Source organism: Pseudomonas sp. 05N36 (assembly GCF_056397385.1).
In genome coordinates, this window is record NZ_JBFTNH010000015.1 from 57,103 (window position 1) to 78,341 (window position 21,239).

Genomic DNA, 21,239 nt, shown 5'->3' on the forward strand with positions numbered 1-21,239 from the left:
TCGCCTGCACCCGGAACGTTCAATCTAACGTCGTACCGACTGCATTGAAATGGCCGCGCGCCGAGGTGTCTTATGTCTCAGACTCAACGTTTATTGCTGATTGCCCCACCTGCGATGACCCGTACTCCGGCGTTCGAGCGCGCTACGGCCCTGGCTCTGGCGGCGCAACTACCGTTGCATATCGTGGCGTTCGATTACAGCGAAGCCCTGGCAGTGGCCGGTCTGTTCGCCCCCGAGCAAATCCGGCAAGCCCGTGATGGCTACCTGGAAAACCATCGACAATGGCTTGAGCAGCAAGCCGGGTTGGCGAAGAAGCACGGGGTCGAGGTCACCAGTGAGGTGGTCTGGGTCCAGCACCCCTATGAAGAGATCCTTCACTTCGTCAACGAGATGCCTCTGGCCCTGATCATCAAGGACGCTCAGGAGGAGTCCGCGTTGAAGCGGATCTTCTTTACTCCGCTGGACTGGAGGTTGCTGCGCGATTGCCCGGTGCCGGTGCATCTGGTCACCAACGCCAGCTACGCACGGCCGCACAAGATTCTGGCAATTATCGATGTGTTGCGCAGTGAAGACCAGGATCTGGTGTTCAACGATCAGATTGTCGACGCGGCAGTGAAGCTGGCCGAACAGTGCAACGCCGAGCTTGATTTGGTGCATGTGTATGACTGGGCAGCGGTGTACGCCACGGACATGGGCGTTGGTGCATTGCCCCTCGCCACCGGCATCTACGAAGCATTGGGCGAGGCGCAACATGAGGCATTTGCGGCCCTGGCCGAGCGCCACGGCGTGCCGGCCGATCATCGCCACTTCATTGAAGGCGCGCCCCTGCAGAGTATCTGCGAGTTTGCGACTGATCATCAGATCGATGTCATCGTCATGGGAACGGTACACCGTAAGGGTTTGAACAAACTCTTGGGCAGCACCGCCGAACATCTCTTGCATCGGGCACCGTGCAGTGTGCTGGCGATCAAGCCGGGCGAGCGGCTGCAGTAGTGTTGAATTGCCCCTTGGCGCGCCAGTGTCTGGTGCTCCAAGGGGTATTTTTCTTACAGCATGAGGCGATGAATGACCTGGCGGGAATCGTCAGGATCGTTATGGACTTCAAATCCCAGGGCTTTTGCCAAATCGCGCATGGGGGCATTGCTTGAGGCATCAATGGAATACATCTGATGAAAGCCGTTCTTGCGGGCTGCTTTGATCAAATGCTCCATCAACAGCGTACCCAGTCCCAGGTGCTGCCATTCATCGGCGACGGTGATCGCGCATTCGCATTCATGTTCGGCGGTGGCGGCATAGCGACTGACGCCGATTTCGATCAGTTTGCCGTCTTCGTGGACCAGCGCGATGTAAGCCATGCGCTTCTTGCCGTCGATGTCCATCAACTGGTCGAGCATGGCCTTACCGGGTTCGTTGATTTGCGCCAGAAAGCGCATATGACGGGATTCCGGGGACAGGCGTTTGATGAATGCGTATTCGCGCTCGCGGTCTTTATCCGTCAATGGCCGGATCAGTACATGCCGACCGTCCCTGAGTGCTTCGATCCAGTATTGCCCGGAGACCGCGGCATAGGCGGCGGCAGCCCGTTCGTTGTGGTCCTTGACAGTGAGCATGGTGCAATCCTCCCTCTGATGGAAAAAAGGTCCGCGTGTAGCAGAAGGTCACGCGGTTCATATCTTTTTACGCCAACGGCGGCACTCGAATCTGATCTGGATCAGACACTCGGCACAGGCGTCCTCAAAGGCCCGGATTTGATGTAAATCAACCACGTTGGGGGCAATGAGTGCAGTCTAGGAGCATGCCGGCGGGATCGACCGGCGCCGAGCCGAGGTGTGTGATGGGTCATTATCAACGGTTACTGCTGATCGCCGATCGAACCCTGCATCAATCTCCAGCCTTGCTGCGCGCGGTCGCCCTGGCTAAAGCGAGTGGGGCGGTGTTGCACGTGTGTGCCTTTGTCGAACCGGTGCCGATCGTTCATTTGTGGGATGAAAAAGTCGATGAGGCGGCGTTTCACAGCTACCTGCGTCGCTATCGTCGCTGGATGTCGGAGGAAATCCAGCGACTGAGCGGTGAGGGGCTGAAAGTCTCGGTGGAAGTGGTCTTCACCACCCATCCGCTGCTGGATATCCTGAAGCATGTCGAGGAGTTCAAGCCTGACCTGGTGATCAAGGACGCCACGTTGGAGCCGGTGCTCAAACGGGTATTCATCACGCCACTTGATTGTCATCTGCTGCGCGAATGCCCGGTGTCTGTGCACCTGGTCAACCAGGCCCGTTACAGTTTGCCTCACCGGATCGTGGCGGCGGTTGACCCCTTCGACCCGCAAACCCAGATCAGTGGCCTCAACGACACCATCATTCAAACCGCGAACGCCCTGGCCCTGCAGTGCGATGCACCGCTGCATTTGCTGTACGCCTATGACCTGTCGCCCGCGTTCAATGGCGATGCACCGTTGGTCAGCGGCAGTTGGAGCATGGATTACATGGAGGAGCTGCGTGAATCCCTGCACCTGGCATTCGTGACCCTGGCCGACCGCTACGGTATACCGCCCGAACGCCGGCACTTTGTCATGGGCCAACCGGTTCGGGCGTTGACCGAGTTTGTCGAAGAGTACCTGGCCGACGTGGTGGTGATGGGTACGGTGCACCGGGTCGGGCTGGATCGGTTGATTGGCAGCACCACTGAACGGGCGCTTTACTCGGTGCCTGGCAGCATTCTGGCGGTCCGGTCACCCGGTTTTGCGGTCAGGGGGTGAGCACGATGGCGCCTTTGACCTGACCGCTCCTCAGCTGGGCGAGCGCCTGATTGGCGTCGTCCAGTGCAAAGCAGGTGACATCGCTGTGCACGGGCGTGTGCCGGATCTCCTGGAAAAACGCTGTGCCGTCTTCGCGCGTCAGGTTGGCCACCGAACGTACGCTGCGCTCACCCCAGAGCAGACGATAGGGAAACGCCGGGATGTCGCTCATGTGGATGCCGGCGCATATCACACAGCCACCCTTGACGGTGGACTCCAGCGCCAACGGCACCAGCGCTCCGACGGGGGCGAAGATCAGGCTGGCGTCGAGCAGGTGTGGCGGTTTCTGGTCCGAGGGGCCTGCCCAGGCGGCGCCCAACGTTCGGGCATACGCCTGGCCCTCGTTGTCGCCCGGTCGGGTGAAGGCGTACACCTGCTGCCCTCGGCCCAGTGCCACCTGGATCGCCAGGTGGGCGGCGGCACCGAACCCGTAGAGGCCCAGATGGCGTGCGTTTTTTGCCATTTGCAGCGCCCGAAAGCCGATCAGCCCGGCGCATAGCAACGGTGCGGCTTCAGTGGCCGAGAGCGTGTCCGGAAGGCGAAAGCAGAAGCGCGCGTCGGCCACGGTGTAGTCGGCATAACCGCCGTCCAGATTACAACCGGTGAACTGCGCCTGATCGCAGAGGTTCTCCCGGCCCGAGCGGCAGAATTCACACCGGCCGCAGGTCGATCCAAGCCAGGGAACGCCGACCCGCTGGCCGATCCAGTCGGGCGCAACGTCAGCCCCCACCGCGGTCACTTCCCCGACAATTTCATGCCCCGGCACTCGCGGCAGTGTCGCTTGCGGCAGCTCGCCATCGACCAGGTGCAGGTCGGTGCGGCATACGCCACAGGCCAGGACTTTGATTAACAGTTGCTGAGCATCAGGTGTCGGGATAACGCGTTCTTCCCGTTGCAGTGGCTGGCCAGGAGTCTGTAGCACCATGGCGCGCATGACGATTCTCCAGAATCAACGGCATTCAGGCTGTCAAACTGGCGCGTCCCGATGGCAGCCGGTGACCAGATGCTTGAGCCTGTCCATGTCGAGGATGGTGACGTTACGCCCGGAAATTTCGACCAGTGCCTGATCCCGCAGGTGGGCAATGCCTCGGCAGATGGTTTCCAGGCGCAGCCCCAGATAGGAACCGATCTCTTCGCGACGCATCTTCAGCACGAACTCCCTGGACGAATAACCGCGCAGGCTAAGCCGCTGCGACAGGTTCAGCAGAAAGGCCGCCAGACGTTCGTCGGAGTTCATTTTACCCATCAGCATCAGCATGTCGTGATCGCGCACTATTTCGCGGCTTAGAAGTTTGTTCAGATTGTGCTGCAGTGTAGGCAGCTCCCGGGAAAGCTTCTCCAGCTGGGCGAAATGGATGGGACACACTTCGCTGTCCTCAAGAGCGAAAGCATTGCAGGTGTGCTGCTCTTCACTGATGGCATCCAGGCCGAGCATCTCGCCGGGTATTTGAAAACCGGTGACTTGTTCGCGACCGTCGAGAGACAACACCGTGGTCTTGAAAGAACCGATGCGCACCGCGTAAAGCGAGCGCAATGAATCGCCCGTGCGATACAACGCTGCACCTTTTTTAACTTTTACGCGCTGGATGATCAGGGTGTCCAATCGCTCTACTTCCTGGTCGGTCAGGCCAATCGGCAGGCACAGCTCCAGAACGCTGCAGTTGGCGCAAGCGGCTTTCAGGTAATGGGCGTGAACGGGGCGGAGGTCATACGGCGGCATTAAGCGTCCCTCTATTGGTGTATGAAGCATAGGCGCTGATAGCCGGGTCAAACCCGTAATGCGTAAACCGAGGGCGGTTGTACGACGAACGGGGGTAGTGCCCCAGCAGAAAATGCCAGTCAGTCAGGAGCAATCCATGTGGGAGCGAGCCTGCTCGCGATAGCGGTGGGTCAGTCAACATTGATGTTGAATGTTATGCCGTCATCGTCGGAACGCCGCCCGGAGCCGGCTCGCTCCCACAGGTTTGCGCTTAACTGACTGGCATTCCTCTCCAGAGAAGGCGCGTTTGATGTAAATCAAGTCTTGAACCTCCCAGACTCCCAGAATCGACAAATGCCCTGTTCGCAGCGCGGGCCTGTCATCGACGGCCGGTGTTGCTCCTCGTCTAGAGCGGAGAGCTTCATGAGCGATTTTCTGAGTGCCGATCAGCTGGAAGGTCTCGACGCCTATTGGCGAGCGTCCAATTACCTGGCAGTGGGGCAGATCTACCTCAAGGACAACCCGCTGATCAGCGTGCCCCTGACACTGGAGCATGTAAAACCGCGTTTACTGGGGCATTGGGGAACAACGCCAGGTCTGAATCTGATCTATGTGCACCTCAACCGTCTGATCACCTGCTACGACCTGAACATGATCTTCGTCACCGGCCCCGGGCATGGTGGGCCGGCGATCGTGGCGCAGACCTATCTGGAAGGGACTTACACCGAGTTCAATCCTTCAGTGGAGCAGAACCGTAACGGCCTGGTCCGGCTCTTTCGGCAGTTTTCCTGGCCCTATGGGCTTTCCAGCCATGTTTCGGCGCAGATTCCCGGGTCGATCCATGAAGGCGGCGAACTGGGCTATTCCCTGGCCCATGCCTACGGCGCGGCGTTCGATAACCCGGACCTGATCGTGGCGTGCGTGATCGGCGACGGTGAGGCTGAAACGGGAACGCTGGCGGCCAGCTGGCATTCCAACAAATTCCTTAATCCGGTGCGTGACGGGGCAGTCCTGCCGATTCTGCACCTCAATGGCTACAAGATCGCCAACCCCTCGGTACTCTCCAGAATCAGCGAAGACGAACTGTCGGCCCTGATGTATGGCTACGGCTACGATCCGTATTTTGTCGAGGGTGATGAACCTGAGCAGGTTCATCAGGCGTTGGCCAGAACCCTGGACACGATGCTGTTGAAAATCCGCGAGATCCAGCGCGTTGCACGCAAATATCCGCAGCCTCCGGTGCCGGAGCGCCCTCTTTGGCCGATGCTGGTGCTGCGTACGCCACAGGGCTGGACAGGCCCCAAATTCGTCGATGGTCGGCATATTGAAGGCACATGGCGTGCGCATCAGGTGCCGCTGGCGGATTTCGGGCAGCCGATTCATCTGCGACAACTGGAAGACTGGCTCAGCAGCTATCGGCCTGATGAGCTGTTTGATGTCAATGGTGCCCTGTTACCCGAAATCGCTGCGCTGGCACCGACGGGGCACCGGCGAATGAGCGCCAATCCTCACGCCAATGGTGGCCTGCTGCTGCGACCGCTGGATCTGCCGCGCTTTACCGAATACGCCGTGAAACTTCCCGCGCCGGGCTGCCTGCGCGCAGAAGCGACCCGGGTGCTGGGGACGTTTCTGCGCGACGTGATGAAAAACAATCTGGCCTCAGGCAATTTTCGGTTGTTCGGCCCGGATGAAACCGCCTCGAACCGACTGGATGCGGTCTACGACGTCAGCGCGAAGGCGTGGATGGGCACCTTGGAGCCCGAAGATATCGACCTGGCGGCCGAAGGCCGGGTGATGGAGATTCTGAGTGAGCAAGTGTGCGAGGGTTGGCTGGAAGGCTATTTATTGACGGGCCGGCATGGACTGTTCTCCTGTTACGAGGCCTTCATTCACATCGTCGATTCGATGTTCAATCAGCACGCAAAATGGCTGAAAACCGCCGCCGAGGTGCCTTGGCGCAAACCCGTAGCCTCGCTCAATTACTTGCTCACCTCGCATGTCTGGCGTCAGGACCATAACGGTTTTTCCCATCAGGACCCGGGCTTCATCGATCTGGTCGCGAACAAGAAGTCCGATGTGGTCCGGATCTACCTGCCAGCCGACGCCAATTGCCTGCTGTCGGTTGCCGACCACTGCCTGAGAAGTCGCAACTACATCAACATCATCGTTGCCGGCAAACAACCGGAGTGGCAGTGGCTGGATATCGGTTCGGCCATCCGTCATTGCCTGTGCGGCATCGGTCAATGGGACTGGGCCTGCCAGAACGATCAAGACCCGGACGTGGTCATGGCTTGCGCCGGAGACGTTCCGACCCTGGAAACGCTGGCTGCCGTGACCTTGCTTCGCGAGTACGTGCCGGATTTGCGCGTCAGGGTGATCAACGTCGTCGATCTGATGGTGCTGCAACCGTCATTTCAGCATCCCCATGGTTTGTCGGACTCGGCGTTCGACGAGCTGTTCACCGTCGACAGGCCCGTGATCTTTGCTTTCCACGGGTACCCGGCACTGATTCACCGGCTGATTTACAAACGCAGCAATCATGAGAACTTCCACGTGCGCGGCTTCAAGGAGGAGGGGGCGACCACGACACCGTTCGATATGGCGGTCATCAATAACCTGGACCGTTATCAGCTGGCGCTGGATGTGATCGAGCGGGTTCCGCGCCTGCACGAGCAGATCGAAACGGCCCGGGCGCGTTACTGGGCAACGATGGAGAAACACAAGCTTTACCTCATCGAACACGGGCAGGACTTGCCCGAAGTGATGAACTGGCAATGGACGCCTGCGGCCGGCAGTTGAGGAGCCCCAATCGATGCCGTCATCCATTCAGCATGAGCGCAGAGGCAAGAAGCCGTTCGCGTCCAGGCCTGAACGTTCTGGAGCCAGACCATGAGCCAGTATCAACGGTTGCTGCTGATCATCAATCCGACCCTGCGTCACTCCCCGGCCATCCACCAGGCCAGCGCTCTGGCCAAGGCCTGTGGTGCCACTCTGCATATTCTCGGGCTGACCAAACCGGTCAGGCTTTTTTCGCTGCTTGAACCGCCGGCACGGGACGAGACGCGCATGCGTTACCTGCAGGAGCAGAGCCGATGGTTGAAGAATGAAGTGCACGCACTACGTGCCAAAGGGCTTGATGTGACCAGCGAAGTGAGATGGAGCGATGATGCCCGTCTGGAGATCCTGGACTATGTGATGCAACTGCGTCCCGACCTGTTGCTCAAGGAGATTCAGCATGAGCCGCTGCTCAAGCGCGCCTTTGTCACGCCCATGGATTGGTACTTGCTGCGCGAGTGCCCGGTGCCGGTTTATCTGCTGAGTCCCTGCAGTCATACGTTGCCGCGCAAGGTGGTCGCGGCGGTGGATCCCGAGCCGCAGGGCAGCAAGCTGAACGAGCGGATCCTGCAGCAGGCCAATAGCCTGGCATTGCAATGTGATGCCCAATTGTCTCTGCTGCACGTTTGCCCTATGTCCTCCGACTATCTGGACGATGCCGATGGAGATGAGCCGGTGCTGTCGAAGCTCAGGAAAGATCTGCGCCAGGCACTGGAAAAATCCTTTGTCACACTGGCTCATGACTTTGGGGTGCCTGTTGAGTGTCGGCATTTTATCTTCGGTGATCCGGTGTCGGCGCTGGCCGGGTTCGTCAACGATAACCAGACTGACGTGATCGTCATGGGCAGGGGCCGGCACCATGGCCTGCAATGGTTGATTGGCAGCACCACCGAACATGTGCTTTATCAAGTGCCTTGCAGCATCCTGGCCGTTTAGGTCCCGTGGAAGCGGTCGTCCACCGGCGGCCGCTATTTGCTCTTCCAGTATTTCTGCATTTCGAGAAACAGAAAGGACGCCGTCCAGGTGATGAGCACCAGGCCGGTCAGTGCCTGCAACCCGGTCAGGTACTTGAGTTTGCCCATGGGCGAGATATCGCCAAAACCGATGGTGGTAAAGGTGGTGAAGGAAAAGTACACGCAATCCATGAACGAGCCGTCAAAGTTGCCGCTCAGGCTGCCCCAGTCGCCGGAGCGCGCCATCAGGTAATAGGCCAGCGCAAAGCACCAGACTTCTGTCGCATGGGCCAGCATCGCGCCAAATACCCCGACGACGATTCTGAATCGACTCCAGGCCCGGAGCCGGGGAAGCCAGTCGTTCAGGCGTGACAGGCATTCGTAGTGGATCACCACGGCAACGATGACCACCAGCGTATTGATCAGCGTGACCTCAATCATGGCGAGCCATCGGGGGCGGCCTTGAGCGGTAGCAGCGGCGTAAACTCCTCTGGCGTCAGCGTTTCCTTTTCCAGCAGTAAATGAGCGCCGGCATCCAGGTCGGCCCGACGACTGTCGAGCAGTACCTTGGCCCGGTTATAGGCTTCTTCGAGCAAGGCGCGGATGCCCAGGTCGATTTCCCGCGCGGTTTGTTCCGAATAGTCTTTCTGGCCCAGTCCGGCCATGTGTTCGCCCAGATAAGTCGGGGTTTGCCGTTCGAGTACTGATTGACCGAGTTCGGCACTCATGCCGAAACGGGTGATCAACTGCCGGGCGATGTCGGTCGCCCGGGTCAGGTCATCGGCGGCACCCGTGGAGATCTGGCCATAGACGATGAACTCGGCGGCACGACCGGCCATCAGTACAGCGATGCGATCCTTGAGCATCTGACAACTGATCAGGAAGTGATCCTCGGTCGGTCGCTGCAAGGTATAACCCAGCGAGCCAATGGAGCGGGGGATGATCGACACCTTGTGGACCGGGTCCATCCCCGGCAAGGTGCCTGCGGCCAGGGCATGGCCCATTTCGTGATAGGCCACCACCAGGCGCTCGTCAGGCCGTAACAGGCTGCTCTTGCGTTCGACCCCGGCGACGATGCGTTCCACCGCGACCGTGAAGTCGTCGAGGTTGACGGTCTCGCCTCCCCGGCGGGTGGCCACGATGGCGGCTTCGTTGATCAGGTTCGCCAGGTCCGCACCGGTGAAGCCGGTGGTGATTTCGGCGATACGTTCGGAGTCGATGTCCGGCGCTACGGTGATTTTTTTCAGATGGACCTTGAGGATGGCTTGTCGGCCTTTTCGATCGGGGCGGTCGATCACCAGTTGACGGTCGAAGCGCCCGGCCCGCAGCAACGCCGGATCGAGGACCTCCGGCCGGTTGGTCGCTGCCAGCAGGACCACACCTTCGCGCGGGTCGAAACCGTCCAGCTCGGCCAGCAGCTGGTTGAGGGTCTGTTCTTTTTCGTCGTTGCCGCCAAACGCACCGATACCGCGCATTTTGCCCAGGGCGTCGAGTTCGTCGATGAAGATAATGCACGGTGCCGCTTGCCGCGCCTGCTCGAATAAATCGCGCACTCGAGCGGCGCCGACACCGACGAACATTTCGACGAATTCGGACCCGGAAATCGAAAAAAACGGCACCCCGGCTTCACCGGCGATCGCCTTGGCCACCAGGGTCTTGCCGGTGCCCGGTGGGCCGACCAGCAGGGTGCCCTTGGGAATATGCGCTCCCAGGCGTGCGTACTTGGCCTTGTCCTTCAGGAACGAGACGATTTCCACCAGCTCGGCCTTGGCTTCGTCGATGCCCGCGACATCGGCGAAGGTCACCCCGGTATCACGCTCGACAAAGACCTTGGCCCGCGACTTGCCGACATTCATCAGCCCGCCAAGGCCCTGTTTTTCGGCCATGCCGCGGAACAGGAAATGCCAGAGCACCATGATCATGGCAAAGGGCAGCAACCAGCCCAGCAGCGCGTTCAGCAGGGTGTTTTCGCTGATGCCGGAAAAGCCGACACCCGATTGCGCCAACTCAGTCGCCAGCGTGGGATCGACCCGCACGGTGGTGAACAGGTCGTGGCCGTCGATGGGCTCTTGCAGCTTGCCGCTGATCTGCTCCTTGTCGACCCGCAACTCGCTGACCTTGTGCTCGCCCAACAGTTGCAGGAACTGACTGTAAGGGATGCTTTGCACTGAATGACGTTCAACCAGAAAAAGCTGAGCGAGCGCAAGGACCAGAAAGGTGATCGCGAAGTAGGAAAGGTTCCACTGGTGATTCTTCTTCATGGCCTTGGCTCAAGGGGAAACGGGCACGATGCGTGGCGGTTCAATCCTTAACCCCCATAGGCATTTCAATAGAATTCTAGACGCCACCCGCTCGAACGCCGGGTTTTACGCTTTCCTCTGAGCTGACCGTCCCGGTACTTCTTGTCCAGAGCGCATGACGACGATTTTTTGTGATTTTTATCAACCCCGGCCAGCAGCTGCCCGCTCACTATCGACATTAACCAGAGAGGGTGTTCGTCGATCCGTGTGCTGATGGAAGGCCGGCACAGGAGTGCTGTTCATCGGTTTCGACTGACCAAGCATCTGCCGACGAGGTGTGTGATGTTCGAAATTCGCCGTTTACTGCTGATCGCTCCGAGCGAAATGTCCCGTACCCCCGCGTTTGACCGGGCGGAATCCCTGGCGAGGGCGACAGGCGCGCTGCTGCATATCGTGGCGTTCGATTATGTCGAAGCGCTGGCGGTCGCTGGCCTGTTTGACCATCAGGCCATGGCGCAGGCGCGCGAGGGATATTTGCAGGTGCACCGTCACTGGCTTGAGCAGCAGGCCCGGTTTGGGCAATGCAAAGGCCTGCACGTGACCACTGAAGTGGTCTGGGCCAAACCGGGTATCGAGGAGATGCTTGAGTACGTGAACGACTTCGGGGCAGACATCGTGATCAAGGATGTACAGCACGTATCGGCATTTCAACGGGTTTTCTACAAGCCTCTGGACTGGCTGTTACTGCGCGACTGCCCGGCGCCCTTGCATCTGGTCACCGATGCCAGAAACCCGTTGCCCTTGAAAATACTGGCGGCTGTCGACCTTTCCCATCTTGAAGAGCTGACGCAGGGGCTGAATGGCCAGATCCTCGACATTGCTTCGAAGCTGGCCTTGTCCTGTGGCGCGAAGTTGCACCTGCTCAATGTCAGCGGCTGGATTGTGAACGGCGACTCCGGCGTGAACCTGCAATACCTGACCATGCGGGAAAGCTTGAGAGACGCGGTCAGCGATACCCAGATTGAAGCCTTCGATACGCTCGCCGAACGCTATGAGATTCCAGAGGCGAAACGGCATCTGTTGACCGGTGTTCCGCACAAGATGATCGAGCGTTTCGCGGCGAGTAATGAGTTCGACATGATTGTGATGGGCACCGTGCACTATCGGGGCGTGAACGTATTTCTCGGCAGTACTGCCGAGAACACCCTGAACCGGGCTCCCTGCAGTCTGATGATCGTCAAGCCGCCGTATTGATGGCGTATCGTGGTAGCGGTATTCGATAACTGCCAGTGCCCGTGGGGCATCGGCTGATCGGGAGCAGAAACGCTCATGAGTTCGGATCAAACGGGTTCTGCCGATCATCCGGCGATTGATTCGAGCGGCCTGACCAAATGGTTCGGGGAAGGGGACGTACGAATGAAGGCTGTCGATCAGGTCTCACTGGTCGCACAGTTCGGTGAAATGGTGTTCATCGTTGGCCCGTCAGGAAGCGGCAAGACCACGCTGCTGAGCATGATCTCGGGCATTCTGCGGCCGGATGCCGGTACGGTGAAGATCAACGGCAATGACATCTGGAGCCTGAGCACCGATCAACTGGCAGAGTTACGCCTCAATAACATCGGCTTTGTGTTTCAGGACTACCATCTTTTCGCACGGTTGACCGCTGCCGAGAACGTCGCGATTCCCTTGATCCTCAAGCACTGTGATTGGGACGACGCCATAACGCAGGCGAAGCAGAGCCTGGAAGTGGTCGGCCTCAAGGACCGCGGCGACATTCTGCCGGTCAAGCTCTCCGGCGGCGAACAGCAGCGGGTGGCGATCGCCCGGGCGATCATCGGCGGCCCGCAGCTATTGATTCTCGACGAGCCCACCGCGTCCCTCGACGGTGACACCGGGAAGATGATCATTGCCTTCGTGAAGTCGAATATTCTCAACCAGCAGCGTTGCATTCTGATCGTCACTCACGACGCGCGGATCAATGAGTACGCCGACCGCATCATTCACATGGAAGATGGCCGCATCAGCGAACCTGACCGGACCTCGCCATGAAGAACCGGGTGCTGTTTGTGCTGGCCGTCATCGGTGTATTGGCCGGGGTGACCGCCGCCTACCTGCTCGGACGCACGCCCCGTCCATTGCCGCCAGCCTTCGCCCCGGCGAGCAGCCCTTATGACACCGCTATTTATGCTAACGGGATTATCGAAAGCGAGCAGCCCGGCGGTTCCAACATCGTGATTTACCCGCAGGTTTCCGGGCCGATCACTCAAGTGCTGGTGCAAGAAGGGCAGGCTGTCACCCGCGGTACGCCCCTGGTGACCATCGATGACGCCGTGCCCAGGGCAAACTTCGAATTGGCGCAAGCCAGTCTGAAAACCGCTCAGGACCAATACACCAAGCGCCTGGCGTCCTACGGGATTGATCCCAAGTCCATCAGCAAGGACACGCTGGACACCGCAAAAGATACCGCGGCCCAGGCACAGGCAGCGCTCAAGGCGGCGAATGCCACGCTTGCGCAATATGCGATCAAGGCCCCGGTGGATGGCGTGGTCCTGGCCATCAATACCACCGTGGGCAGTTATGTGTCGCCGCAGGGCGCCTATGACCCGTATATCCAGCAATTCAGCCCGTTAGCGGTGATGAGCGCTGAACAGACCTATCTGGCGGTACGCTGCTATGTGGACGAGATCCTGATTGCCCGCTTGCCGCCGCCCGAACATATTCGTGCACAGATGTTGATCCATGGCTCGGATATCAAGGTGCCGCTGGAGTTCGTTCGCGTGCAGCCGTACGTGTCGCCGAAAATCCAGTTGTCCAATCAGCGTCAGGAGAAAGTCGACCTCAGGGTGTTGCCGGTGCTTTTCCGGTTCGAGAAAAAAGACCTCCCGATGGTGTATCCGGGGCAGTTGGTGGATGTCTTCATAGGACAGAAATGATGTGCCAGTCCCGCGTCCATCGACCACTGCGATTGCATGCCCGAGTGCTCCCCATCATTTTTCTGATGGCGATAAACGCTTGCACGGTAGGCCCGGACTTTTCGCGTCCGCCTACGCCGTCGCAGAGCGGCTACACCCGCAATCCGGCGACGACGACCGTCGCGGCGCAGGGCCAGGCGCAGCATTTTTTGCCGGGGGCTGAAGTGGCGCCCGACTGGTGGCGGCTGTTCAAGTCCGGCTCTCTGGATGCGGTGGTTCGCCAGGCGGCTGCCAACAACCAGACCTTGCAGGCTGCCGAGGCCAGCCTGCGGCAAAGCCAGGACACGCTCATGGCCGGTCATGGGGTTTTCTATCCGCATCTGGACCTTCACGCCGGCGCGACCCGCGAACGCAATGCCCCGCTCCAGCAAGGGCTGTCGACGGGAGGGACGATCTTCAACGTGGTGACCCTGAGTGGCACGATCAGCTACACCCTCGATGTGTTTGGCGGACAGCGTCGAACGGTGGAAGGCCTGCAAGCCGAGGTCGACCATCAAGCCTGGCTGACCCATGCGGCTTACCTCACCCTGACCGCCAATGTCGTGAATACCGCCATCGCCCGTGCCGGCTATATCGCGCAAAGGCGCGCCACAGAGCAGTTGATTGCGCTGCAAAAACAACAGCTTCGGACCACCGAGGTGCAGGTGCGCAGCGGTACGGCGCCTTATTCGGCGGTCCTCAGTTTGCGCAGCCTGATTGCCAGCAATGAGGCCTTGTTGCCGGCGCTGGAGCAGAAAATCAGCCAGGCCGAGCATTTGCTGGCCACCCTCGAAGGCGTCGCCCCCACCGATGTCAGGCTCCCTGACATCGAGCTGACAGGTCTTTCGCTGCCCACCGATTTGCCGGTCAGCCTGCCCTCGAGGCTAGTCCGGCAGCGGCCGGATATCTTGTCCGCAGAAGCGCAGCTGCACCGGGCCAGTGCCAACATCGGGGTGGCCACGGCGGCGATGTTTCCCAGTTTCAATCTGACCGGGACCTATGGGACGGCCGGGTCGAACCTGGGGTCATTGTTTGCGAGTGCCGGGCGGTTCTGGAGTCTTGGCCCCTCCATCGATGTCCCGCTGTTCCAGGGCGGTAGCCTGTGGTTTGGTCGAAAAGCGGCGATCGATGCCTATCAGCAGGCGGCAGCGAATTATCGGCAAACCGTGCTCGAGTCTTTCGCGCAAGTGGCTGATGCCCTCAAGGCCCTGGAGTTCGATGCACAGGTCCTGCAAAAACAGACCGAGGCACAGGCTACCGCTGAAGAGGCGCTGCGTTTGCTGCAAGCCAACTACCGATCGGGCCTGGTGACCTATCTGGATCTGCTGGCGGCCGATGTGCAGTTGCATCAGGTCAACATCGCTTGTCTGCAAGCACTCGCCCAGCGTCATCAGGACACTGTCGGGCTGTTCGTCGCGCTGGGCGGCGGCTGGTGGAACACTCCGCGCCCTGCGGGCAGCAGGCAGACACCATGAAATACTCGGGCATCCTGCGGATCGGCTTCAAGCTGCTGGTCAATGACAAGGCCAAGTTTTCGGCGTTGCTGGTGGGGATTACGTTCTCGGTGTTCCTGATGATGCAGATGACCGCACTGTTTGCCGGCATCCTCAACCGTGCCCACTCGACGGTGACCAATATCGGCGCGGCGATGTGGATCATGGACCCGGCCGTGAACACACCGACCAGCGTCATCCCTCTGCCTGACTATTTGCTCGATGCCGTACGCAGCATGGAACAGGTGCGCTATGCCGTGCCTGTATTCATTGGTGGCGCCCAGGTCCGGTTGGCCAGTGGCACCTATCAATCGGTCAGCGTGATAGGTCTCGACGATACCAGCCTGTTCGGTCGCCCTGAGCTGGAACAGGGCGTTATCGAAGATATTTACGCGGAAAACGCATTCATCATGGTCCACGATGCCGAATTTTCGAAACTGGAGAGTCCGCGGATAGGCACCTCCTTCGAGCTCAATGACCACCGCGGCACCATCGTCGCCATCGCCAAGGTACTGACCAGTGGATTGACCGGCATACCGACGCTCTACACCACTTACCGGCGCGCCATCGAATACATCCCGACCACCCGCTTCACGGTGTCTTACATTCTGCTGGAACCCAGGAACAAGGCCGCAGTGGCTGCGATCAAGCAGCAGGTTGCGCGGTTGGGTTACATCGCCTTGACCCGGGGAGAGTTCAACCAGCGGATTACCGATTACTACATCTACCAGACCGGGGTCGGCACCAACATATTGACGATGACGGTGATCAGTTTCCTGGTCGGGTTATCCATCTCCGGTCAGACGTTCTACACCTTCATTCTGGAAAACCTCGACAAGTTCGCAGCCCTCAAGGCAATTGGCGCCAAGGGCCGCGAGCTGATCTACATGATCCTCTTCATGGCCATGTTCACCTGTTTGACGGGGTACGGACTGGGGGTCGGCCTGGTCACGTTGATGATCTTCACGGTGCGCACCTATCTGCCCAATTACGCAGCGATGATTACGTTCTGGAACCTGGGGCTGGCGTTTGGCCTGGTGCTGTTGATCGCCGGGGTTTCCAGTTATGTGGGCATACGCAAGGTGCTGAAAATCGAGCCATTCGACATATTCAGGGGCTGAGCCTTGATAAGACGGAGCCAGCCCGGCTGCTGTTGATAAATATCAAGTGCCGGGAGACGTAAAGGGAGGATCAATAGCGTACCTATCAGTGTTCAAGGAGACGGGCATGCGAATGACATTTCTCGGTGCGGCTGGCACGGTGACGGGCAGCAAGTACCTGCTGGAACATAACGACAAACATGTGTTGATCGATTGCGGTCTGTTCCAGGGCTACAAACAGCTGCGCCTGCACAACTGGGACCCTTTCCAACTGCCGGTCCGGGATCTGGAAGCCATCGTTCTGACCCATGCTCACCTGGATCACAGCGGCTACCTGCCGGTGTTGGTGCGCAACGGTTATCGCGGCCCGGTCTATGCCACGGCGGCGACCTGCGAGCTGGTCAAGATTCTGCTGCTCGACAGTGGCCGCTTGCAGGAAGAGGAGGCTGAATACGCCAACCGCCATGGCTTCTCCAAACACGATCCGGCCTTGCCGCTGTATACCGAACAGGACGCGCACAGGGCACTGAAGCTGTTGCGGCCAGTGGAATTGCACCATCAGGTCGACATTGCTCCGGGGATCAGCATTCGATTGCGCTGTGCCGGACACATCCTTGGCGCGGCCACCGTGGAAGTGCGTGCAGAAGGCATTAGCCTGTTGTTTTCCGGGGACTTGGGGCGGCCGAATGATCCGTTGATGTTCACCCCGGAAACCATCGAACAGGCCGACTATTTGCTGGTGGAGTCGACCTACGGCGACCGTCATCACCCCGCGGAGCCTCCGGAGGAACAACTGGCCGACGTTATCAACCGCACGGCATTGCGCCACGGCATTACCCTGGTGCCCTCGTTTGCGGTCGGGCGTGCGCAACTGCTGATGTATCACCTCTATCGCCTGAAACAGAAGAAGGCGATCCCTGACCTGCCGATCTACCTCAACAGCCCCATGGCCACCGATGTCACTCGCTTGTACCAGCGTTTTCGCAGTGAACACCGGCTGTCGCTGGAGGAATGCGAAGGCATGTGCCATGCCGCGCATTTCGTGCGTTCGGTCAGAGACTCCATGGACCTTGACCAACAGCGCACCCCTGCGGTGATCATCGCTGCCAGCGGTATGGCCACCGGGGGGCGGGTGCTTCACCACCTCAAGGCGCTGGCGCCCAACCCGCTCAATACGCTGCTGGTTCCCGGTTTCCAGGCCGGGGGAACTCGCGGTGCGCAGATCATCGCCGGTGCCCCATCGGTGCGGATTCATGGCAAGGACGTGCCGATTCGGGCCGAAGTGGTGCCCATGGGGACCTTGTCCGCGCATGCCGACGGAGATGAAATCATGCAGTGGCTACGGGGCTTCAAGCGGCCACCGAAACACACCTATGTCGTGCACGGAGAACCCAATGCATCGGATGTGCTGCGCCGTCGCATCAGCCTGGAGCTGGGCTGGTCGGTCTCGGTGCCGGAGTACCGTGACAGCGTTGAGCTGACGGGCGTCCCGGTCCCGGCCTGAAATCCTGACGACCCAAAGTCCCTTGCCGGTGTGGCGGCAAGGGGCCTTCGGCCAACAGCTTTTGCTGGGTGACGGGTGTTCTGGGTACGCAAACGTTGTTGCCTGGCTTGCTGACTGTCGTCGTCAGCCGGCCTCGCTTTACTCGTCACGTGTCCAGCTGACGCTCAACTGATATTGGTCATCACCATAATGGTAATTTGCGTGGCCTTTGAAAGCGCCTGTCAGTGCATGACCCAAGCGGTTGGCGAGATGGATGCCGGTGGTGGTCACGACCAGGGCACCCCCGGAGTCGGTCAGCTTGATGAGGCGCTCAAGGGCATGATCGGCTTTTTCCTGCCGCTCGGTGTTTTCGATCAGATTGACGATTTCTTTTCGATGCTTGAGCAAGAAGCTGCCGGACAGCGTTAGCGTGCCCGCCGGCCTGTTGTCATTGATGCGCCGACAGGCCGGGCAGGTCACCGTTTCGGCACCAGCGATCACCGTGTTTTCAGGCTGCTTCCAGGTCCAGTTACCGGCCTGATAAATCGCATCGCACTTCGAACAGATGGCCGAGCCTGCGACTCGCTGCAATAAATAGGGGTCATGGGCAGGTGTCTTGAACAGTTGGTTTTTTTGACTGAGTTGATGTTTGTCCATGACCTGTTCCTCGCAAATGAGAAGGATAAAAACTGCACCCCCAGCCCTGTTTTCAGATCGATTTTTACCAATAGTGCCCGCTGACAGAACCGTGGAATTCACGGGTTCATTTGGCCGCGACTGGTTGTTGTACAGGTTGATTTTTGTCAACTGAGGGCCATTGGCTGACGGCCAATCATCTGGAGTCGGTGCGCGAAATGCGCGCGCAGACAAGTACCTGCGAAGGCCCCGCGACGTCGTGACTTTGTTGATAAAAATCAACGTCGCGTGAGCCATTTCAGGGAAGCTGCAAGTACCTGCCTGTTGCAGGATGACTCGGGAGAACAACCTGATGGCTCACAGTAAAATTCTGTTTCGTGCCGCCGCTCGCGAGAAAATCCTCTGCGGTGCCACCCAGCTGGCGGATGCGGTTCGGGTGACCCTTGGGCCCAAATCGAAATCGGTGTTGATTCAGAACAAGTGGGGTAATCCGACGGTCTGCAACGACGGCGTGACGATTGCCAAGCGAATCGACCTGCAAGACCCCGAGGAGGGGCTGGGTGCCCAGATGCTGCGTCAGGCGGCGGAACGTACCGGCGATGCGGTCGGGGACGGGACCAGCACGGCAACGGTGCTGGCCCATGCCATCCTGGCTGATGGCATACGCAACGTCGTCGCCGGTGCCAGCGCGATTGATTTGAAGCGTGGCCTGGACCGCGGGCTGTTGCTGGTGGTGCAATCGCTGGCAGCCCAATCGCGTCCGGTCAGTACCCCCAAGGAAAAGGCCCAGGTGGCCACGCTTTCGGCGCATAACGATGCGGTTATCGGCCAACTGGTTGCGGATGCTCTGGAAAAGGTCGGCGTTGAAGGCGTGGTCAGTGTCGAGGAGTCCAAGACCACTGAGACCGTGGTCGAGGTGATGGAGGGAATGCGTTTTGACCGTGGTTATGTCTCACCGTATTTCGTGACCGATACCGAGAAGATGCAGGTCGAGCTCGATGATGCCTACCTGCTGCTCTGTGACCATAAGATCGGTGTGCTCAAAGACTTGATCCCATTGCTTGAGTTGATCGCCAAAAGCGGCCAGCCACTGGTGCTGATCGCCGACGACATAGAGGGCGAGGCGCTGACCACGCTGGTCGTCAACCAGATCCGTGGCGTATTGCGCGCGGTGGCGATCAAGGCCCCCGGCTTCGGTGATCGACGCAAGGAAATGCTCCAGGACATTGCCGTCCTGACCGGGGCAACGGTGGTCTCCAATGAGCTGGGCATCAGTCTTGAACAGGTGGACATGAGCCAGTTGGGGCAAGCGCATCGCGTCGTGGTGCAAAAAGACAGCACGGCGCTGATCGGCGGCGCCGGTCAGCGCGAAGCGATTGAGGCGCGCCTGCAACAGATCCGCGTGCAAATGGACGCGACTACCAGCGATTACGACCGTGAAAAGCTCCAGGAACGACTGGCCAGGTTGTCTGGCGGCGTTGCGGTGATCCGGGTCGGGGCGCCTTCCGAGGCCGAGATGAAGGCCCGCAAGGATGCACTGGATGATGCCATTTCGGCGACTCGGGCGGCGATTGCCGAGGGCATCGTTCCAGGGGGCGGGCTGGCATTGCTCAAGGCTGTGCCGGTTATCGCGGCCGAGGAGGCTGGCTATGAAGGCGATGCCAGAACCGGTTTGCAGATACTTCGCCGAGCGCTCGAAGCGCCGGCCCGGGTGATCGCGGAAAACTCGGCGGTGGATGCCGGCGTGGTCGTTGCCCGTATGCTGGCGGAGCCGGGGAATATTGGCTTCGATGCGTCAGCCAATGTCTATGTGGACATGTATGAAGCCGGCATCATCGATCCGACCAAGGTGGTGCGTATCGCGCTGGAAAATGCCGTTTCAGTCGCCAGTATCCTGCTGCTGACCGAAGCGACCATGACCGATATCCCGGAAAAGGAAACGCCTGCCCAGCCCCCGTTCCCTGAATGACCCGCACCGCGCTGCGGCGGTGCGCAGTGACTTGATATAAATCAAGATCAAGCAGGCATCAGGGGAGGACGCTGAGTCAACGCTGGTGATTCGATCCAGCGAGGACGCAATGGCTGACCACCAGCAAGGGGCAGCGGCAGGCGTCGAAGTCCAACCTGTCTGGAGTTCAGATCATGAGCCAGTATCAACGGTTATTACTGATCATCAACCCGGCCCAGCGCCATTCCCCTGCGATACACCATGCCGCTGCCCTGGCCAAGGCCAGCGGGGCGAGCCTGCATATTGCCGCGTTAGTACCATCGCTGGACATCCTGTCACTGCTTGAAGAAGGCGTGCGGGAAAAAGCTCGGCAGAGTTACCTCCAGGACCATAGCGATTGGCTCAAGGATCAGGCGGAAAAGATGCGCGGCAGGGGCATCGAGGTGACCACCGAGGTGGCGTGGGCTGATGACATGCAGCAGGCGATCCTTGATCACGTCAGCGAAATGCAGCCCAACCTGCTGATCAAGCAAGTACAGCATGAGCCTGCGCTCAAACGTGCATTTTTCACCCCTCTGGACTGGCACTTGCTGCGCCACTGCCCGATACCGATGTATCTGGTGGGCGCAAGTGGTCATGCCTTGCCGCGCAAGGTGGTGGCAGCGGTTGACTCGTCGGATACCGAGTCTTCGAACAGCGAACTGAATGACCGGATCATCCAGCAGGCCAACAGCCTGGCGCTGCAGTGCAATGCCGAATTGCACCTGCTGTATGCCTGTGACATTTCGGCGGCCTATCTCGGCGATATGGGCGGCGGCGGGCTGACGCTGGCGGACCTTACCCGGGAATTGCGCAGAGAGCTGGAAAAGTCATTCCTGCGCTTGGCCGGTCGATTTGGTGTGCCCTCTGACCGTCGACATTTCGTCATGGGGAGCCCCGTATCGGCGTTGAGTGAGTTTGCCGACGAGCAACAGGTGGATGTGATCGTGATGGGCAGAGTCCAGTCCCACGGGCTGGAAAAACTGCTCGGCAGTACGACTGAACATATCCTGTATCAGGTGCCTTGCAGCGTTCTGGCGGTCTAGGGGCTGTGGCGTATTGCGTCAA

General features: G+C 59.5%; 18 protein-coding genes. 12 read left to right on the top strand and 6 right to left on the bottom strand.

Annotated features, from left to right (window positions below; genetic code table 11):
- Nucleotides 1-72: 72 nt before the first annotated feature.
- The gene (locus AC1DIH_RS19065; protein WP_477772862.1) at nt 73-993 is read left to right on the top strand and encodes a universal stress protein; all 921 of its coding nucleotides are present in this window, start codon (nt 73-75) and stop codon (nt 991-993) included.
- Nucleotides 994-1,046: 53 nt separating this feature from the next.
- Here the strand turns inward: AC1DIH_RS19065 and AC1DIH_RS19070 are convergent, their stop codons facing one another.
- Nucleotides 1,047-1,610: an N-acetyltransferase family protein gene (locus AC1DIH_RS19070; protein WP_477772863.1), complete on the bottom strand. Its 564-nt coding sequence runs from the start codon at nt 1,608-1,610 to the stop codon at nt 1,047-1,049.
- Nucleotides 1,611-1,834: 224 nt separating this feature from the next.
- On the opposite strand from AC1DIH_RS19070, the gene AC1DIH_RS19075 reads away from it, so the two are divergent.
- A complete protein-coding gene (locus AC1DIH_RS19075) occupies nt 1,835-2,755 on the top strand; it encodes a universal stress protein (RefSeq protein WP_477772864.1) in 921 nt (306 codons plus the stop codon).
- Here the strand turns inward: AC1DIH_RS19075 and AC1DIH_RS19080 are convergent.
- On the bottom strand, nt 2,745-3,728 hold the full coding sequence (locus AC1DIH_RS19080; RefSeq protein WP_477772865.1) for a zinc-dependent alcohol dehydrogenase family protein: 984 nt from the start codon (nt 3,726-3,728) through the stop codon (nt 2,745-2,747). The two genes, AC1DIH_RS19075 and AC1DIH_RS19080, sit on opposite strands and share 11 nt — an antisense overlap.
- A 33-nt stretch (nt 3,729-3,761) precedes the next feature.
- Nucleotides 3,762-4,514: a fumarate/nitrate reduction transcriptional regulator Fnr gene (gene fnr, locus AC1DIH_RS19085; RefSeq protein ID WP_429540129.1), complete on the bottom strand. Its 753-nt coding sequence runs from the start codon at nt 4,512-4,514 to the stop codon at nt 3,762-3,764.
- A 402-nt stretch (nt 4,515-4,916) separates the two neighbouring features.
- Here fnr and AC1DIH_RS19090 point away from each other — a divergent pair, with 402 nt between their 5' ends.
- A complete protein-coding gene (locus AC1DIH_RS19090; protein ID WP_477772866.1) occupies nt 4,917-7,292 on the top strand; it encodes a phosphoketolase family protein in 2,376 nt (791 codons plus the stop codon).
- A gap of 90 nt (nt 7,293-7,382) precedes the next feature.
- The gene (locus AC1DIH_RS19095; RefSeq protein WP_347927406.1) at nt 7,383-8,264 is read left to right on the top strand and encodes a universal stress protein; all 882 of its coding nucleotides are present in this window, start codon (nt 7,383-7,385) and stop codon (nt 8,262-8,264) included.
- 32 nt (nt 8,265-8,296) lie between these two features.
- On the opposite strand, the gene AC1DIH_RS19100 is transcribed toward AC1DIH_RS19095, so the two are convergent.
- Both AC1DIH_RS19100 and ftsH read right to left on the bottom strand, forming a co-directional pair.
- Nucleotides 8,297-8,722 carry a potassium channel family protein gene (locus AC1DIH_RS19100; RefSeq protein ID WP_427530552.1) on the bottom strand — a complete coding sequence of 142 codons (426 nt, stop codon included), beginning with the start codon at nt 8,720-8,722 and terminating at the stop codon, nt 8,297-8,299.
- Nucleotides 8,719-10,542 (bottom strand): ATP-dependent zinc metalloprotease FtsH, encoded by a 1,824-nt coding sequence (ftsH, locus tag AC1DIH_RS19105; RefSeq protein ID WP_477772867.1) that lies wholly within the window; start codon nt 10,540-10,542, stop codon nt 8,719-8,721. The genes AC1DIH_RS19100 and ftsH overlap by 4 nt, the downstream gene beginning before the upstream one ends.
- A 321-nt stretch (nt 10,543-10,863) precedes the next feature.
- Between ftsH and AC1DIH_RS19110 the strand changes: the two genes are divergently transcribed.
- From AC1DIH_RS19110 to AC1DIH_RS19135, 6 genes are all read left to right on the top strand, one after another.
- A complete protein-coding gene (locus AC1DIH_RS19110) occupies nt 10,864-11,775 on the top strand; it encodes a universal stress protein (RefSeq protein ID WP_103316121.1) in 912 nt (303 codons plus the stop codon).
- Between the two features lie 75 nt (nt 11,776-11,850).
- Nucleotides 11,851-12,570, top strand: coding sequence for an ABC transporter ATP-binding protein (locus tag AC1DIH_RS19115; RefSeq protein WP_477772868.1), 720 nt, complete (start codon nt 11,851-11,853; stop codon nt 12,568-12,570).
- Nucleotides 12,567-13,454 (top strand): efflux RND transporter periplasmic adaptor subunit, encoded by an 888-nt coding sequence (locus AC1DIH_RS19120; protein WP_477772869.1) that lies wholly within the window; start codon nt 12,567-12,569, stop codon nt 13,452-13,454. Before AC1DIH_RS19115 ends, AC1DIH_RS19120 begins: the two co-directional genes overlap by 4 nt.
- A 65-nt stretch (nt 13,455-13,519) precedes the next feature.
- Nucleotides 13,520-14,947 carry an efflux transporter outer membrane subunit gene (locus AC1DIH_RS19125; protein ID WP_477772870.1) on the top strand — a complete coding sequence of 476 codons (1,428 nt, stop codon included), beginning with the start codon at nt 13,520-13,522 and terminating at the stop codon, nt 14,945-14,947.
- Complete coding sequence (locus AC1DIH_RS19130) at nt 14,944-16,086, top strand: ABC transporter permease (protein WP_477772871.1); 1,143 nt, start codon at nt 14,944-14,946, stop codon at nt 16,084-16,086. Before AC1DIH_RS19125 ends, AC1DIH_RS19130 begins: the two co-directional genes overlap by 4 nt.
- Before the next feature lie 106 nt (nt 16,087-16,192).
- Complete coding sequence (locus AC1DIH_RS19135) at nt 16,193-17,569, top strand: MBL fold metallo-hydrolase RNA specificity domain-containing protein (protein ID WP_477772872.1); 1,377 nt, start codon at nt 16,193-16,195, stop codon at nt 17,567-17,569.
- Between the two features lie 138 nt (nt 17,570-17,707).
- Here the strand turns inward: AC1DIH_RS19135 and AC1DIH_RS19140 are convergent, their stop codons facing one another.
- Nucleotides 17,708-18,205 carry a BCAM0308 family protein gene (locus tag AC1DIH_RS19140; RefSeq protein ID WP_477772873.1) on the bottom strand — a complete coding sequence of 166 codons (498 nt, stop codon included), beginning with the start codon at nt 18,203-18,205 and terminating at the stop codon, nt 17,708-17,710.
- A gap of 331 nt (nt 18,206-18,536) precedes the next feature.
- Here AC1DIH_RS19140 and groL point away from each other — a divergent pair, with 331 nt between their 5' ends.
- Together groL and AC1DIH_RS19150 are read left to right on the top strand one after the other, a co-directional pair.
- A complete protein-coding gene (gene groL / locus AC1DIH_RS19145; protein WP_477772874.1) occupies nt 18,537-20,153 on the top strand; it encodes a chaperonin GroEL in 1,617 nt (538 codons plus the stop codon).
- A gap of 173 nt (nt 20,154-20,326) precedes the next feature.
- Nucleotides 20,327-21,217: a universal stress protein gene (locus tag AC1DIH_RS19150; protein WP_477772875.1), complete on the top strand. Its 891-nt coding sequence runs from the start codon at nt 20,327-20,329 to the stop codon at nt 21,215-21,217.
- Nucleotides 21,218-21,239: the final 22 nt, after the last annotated feature.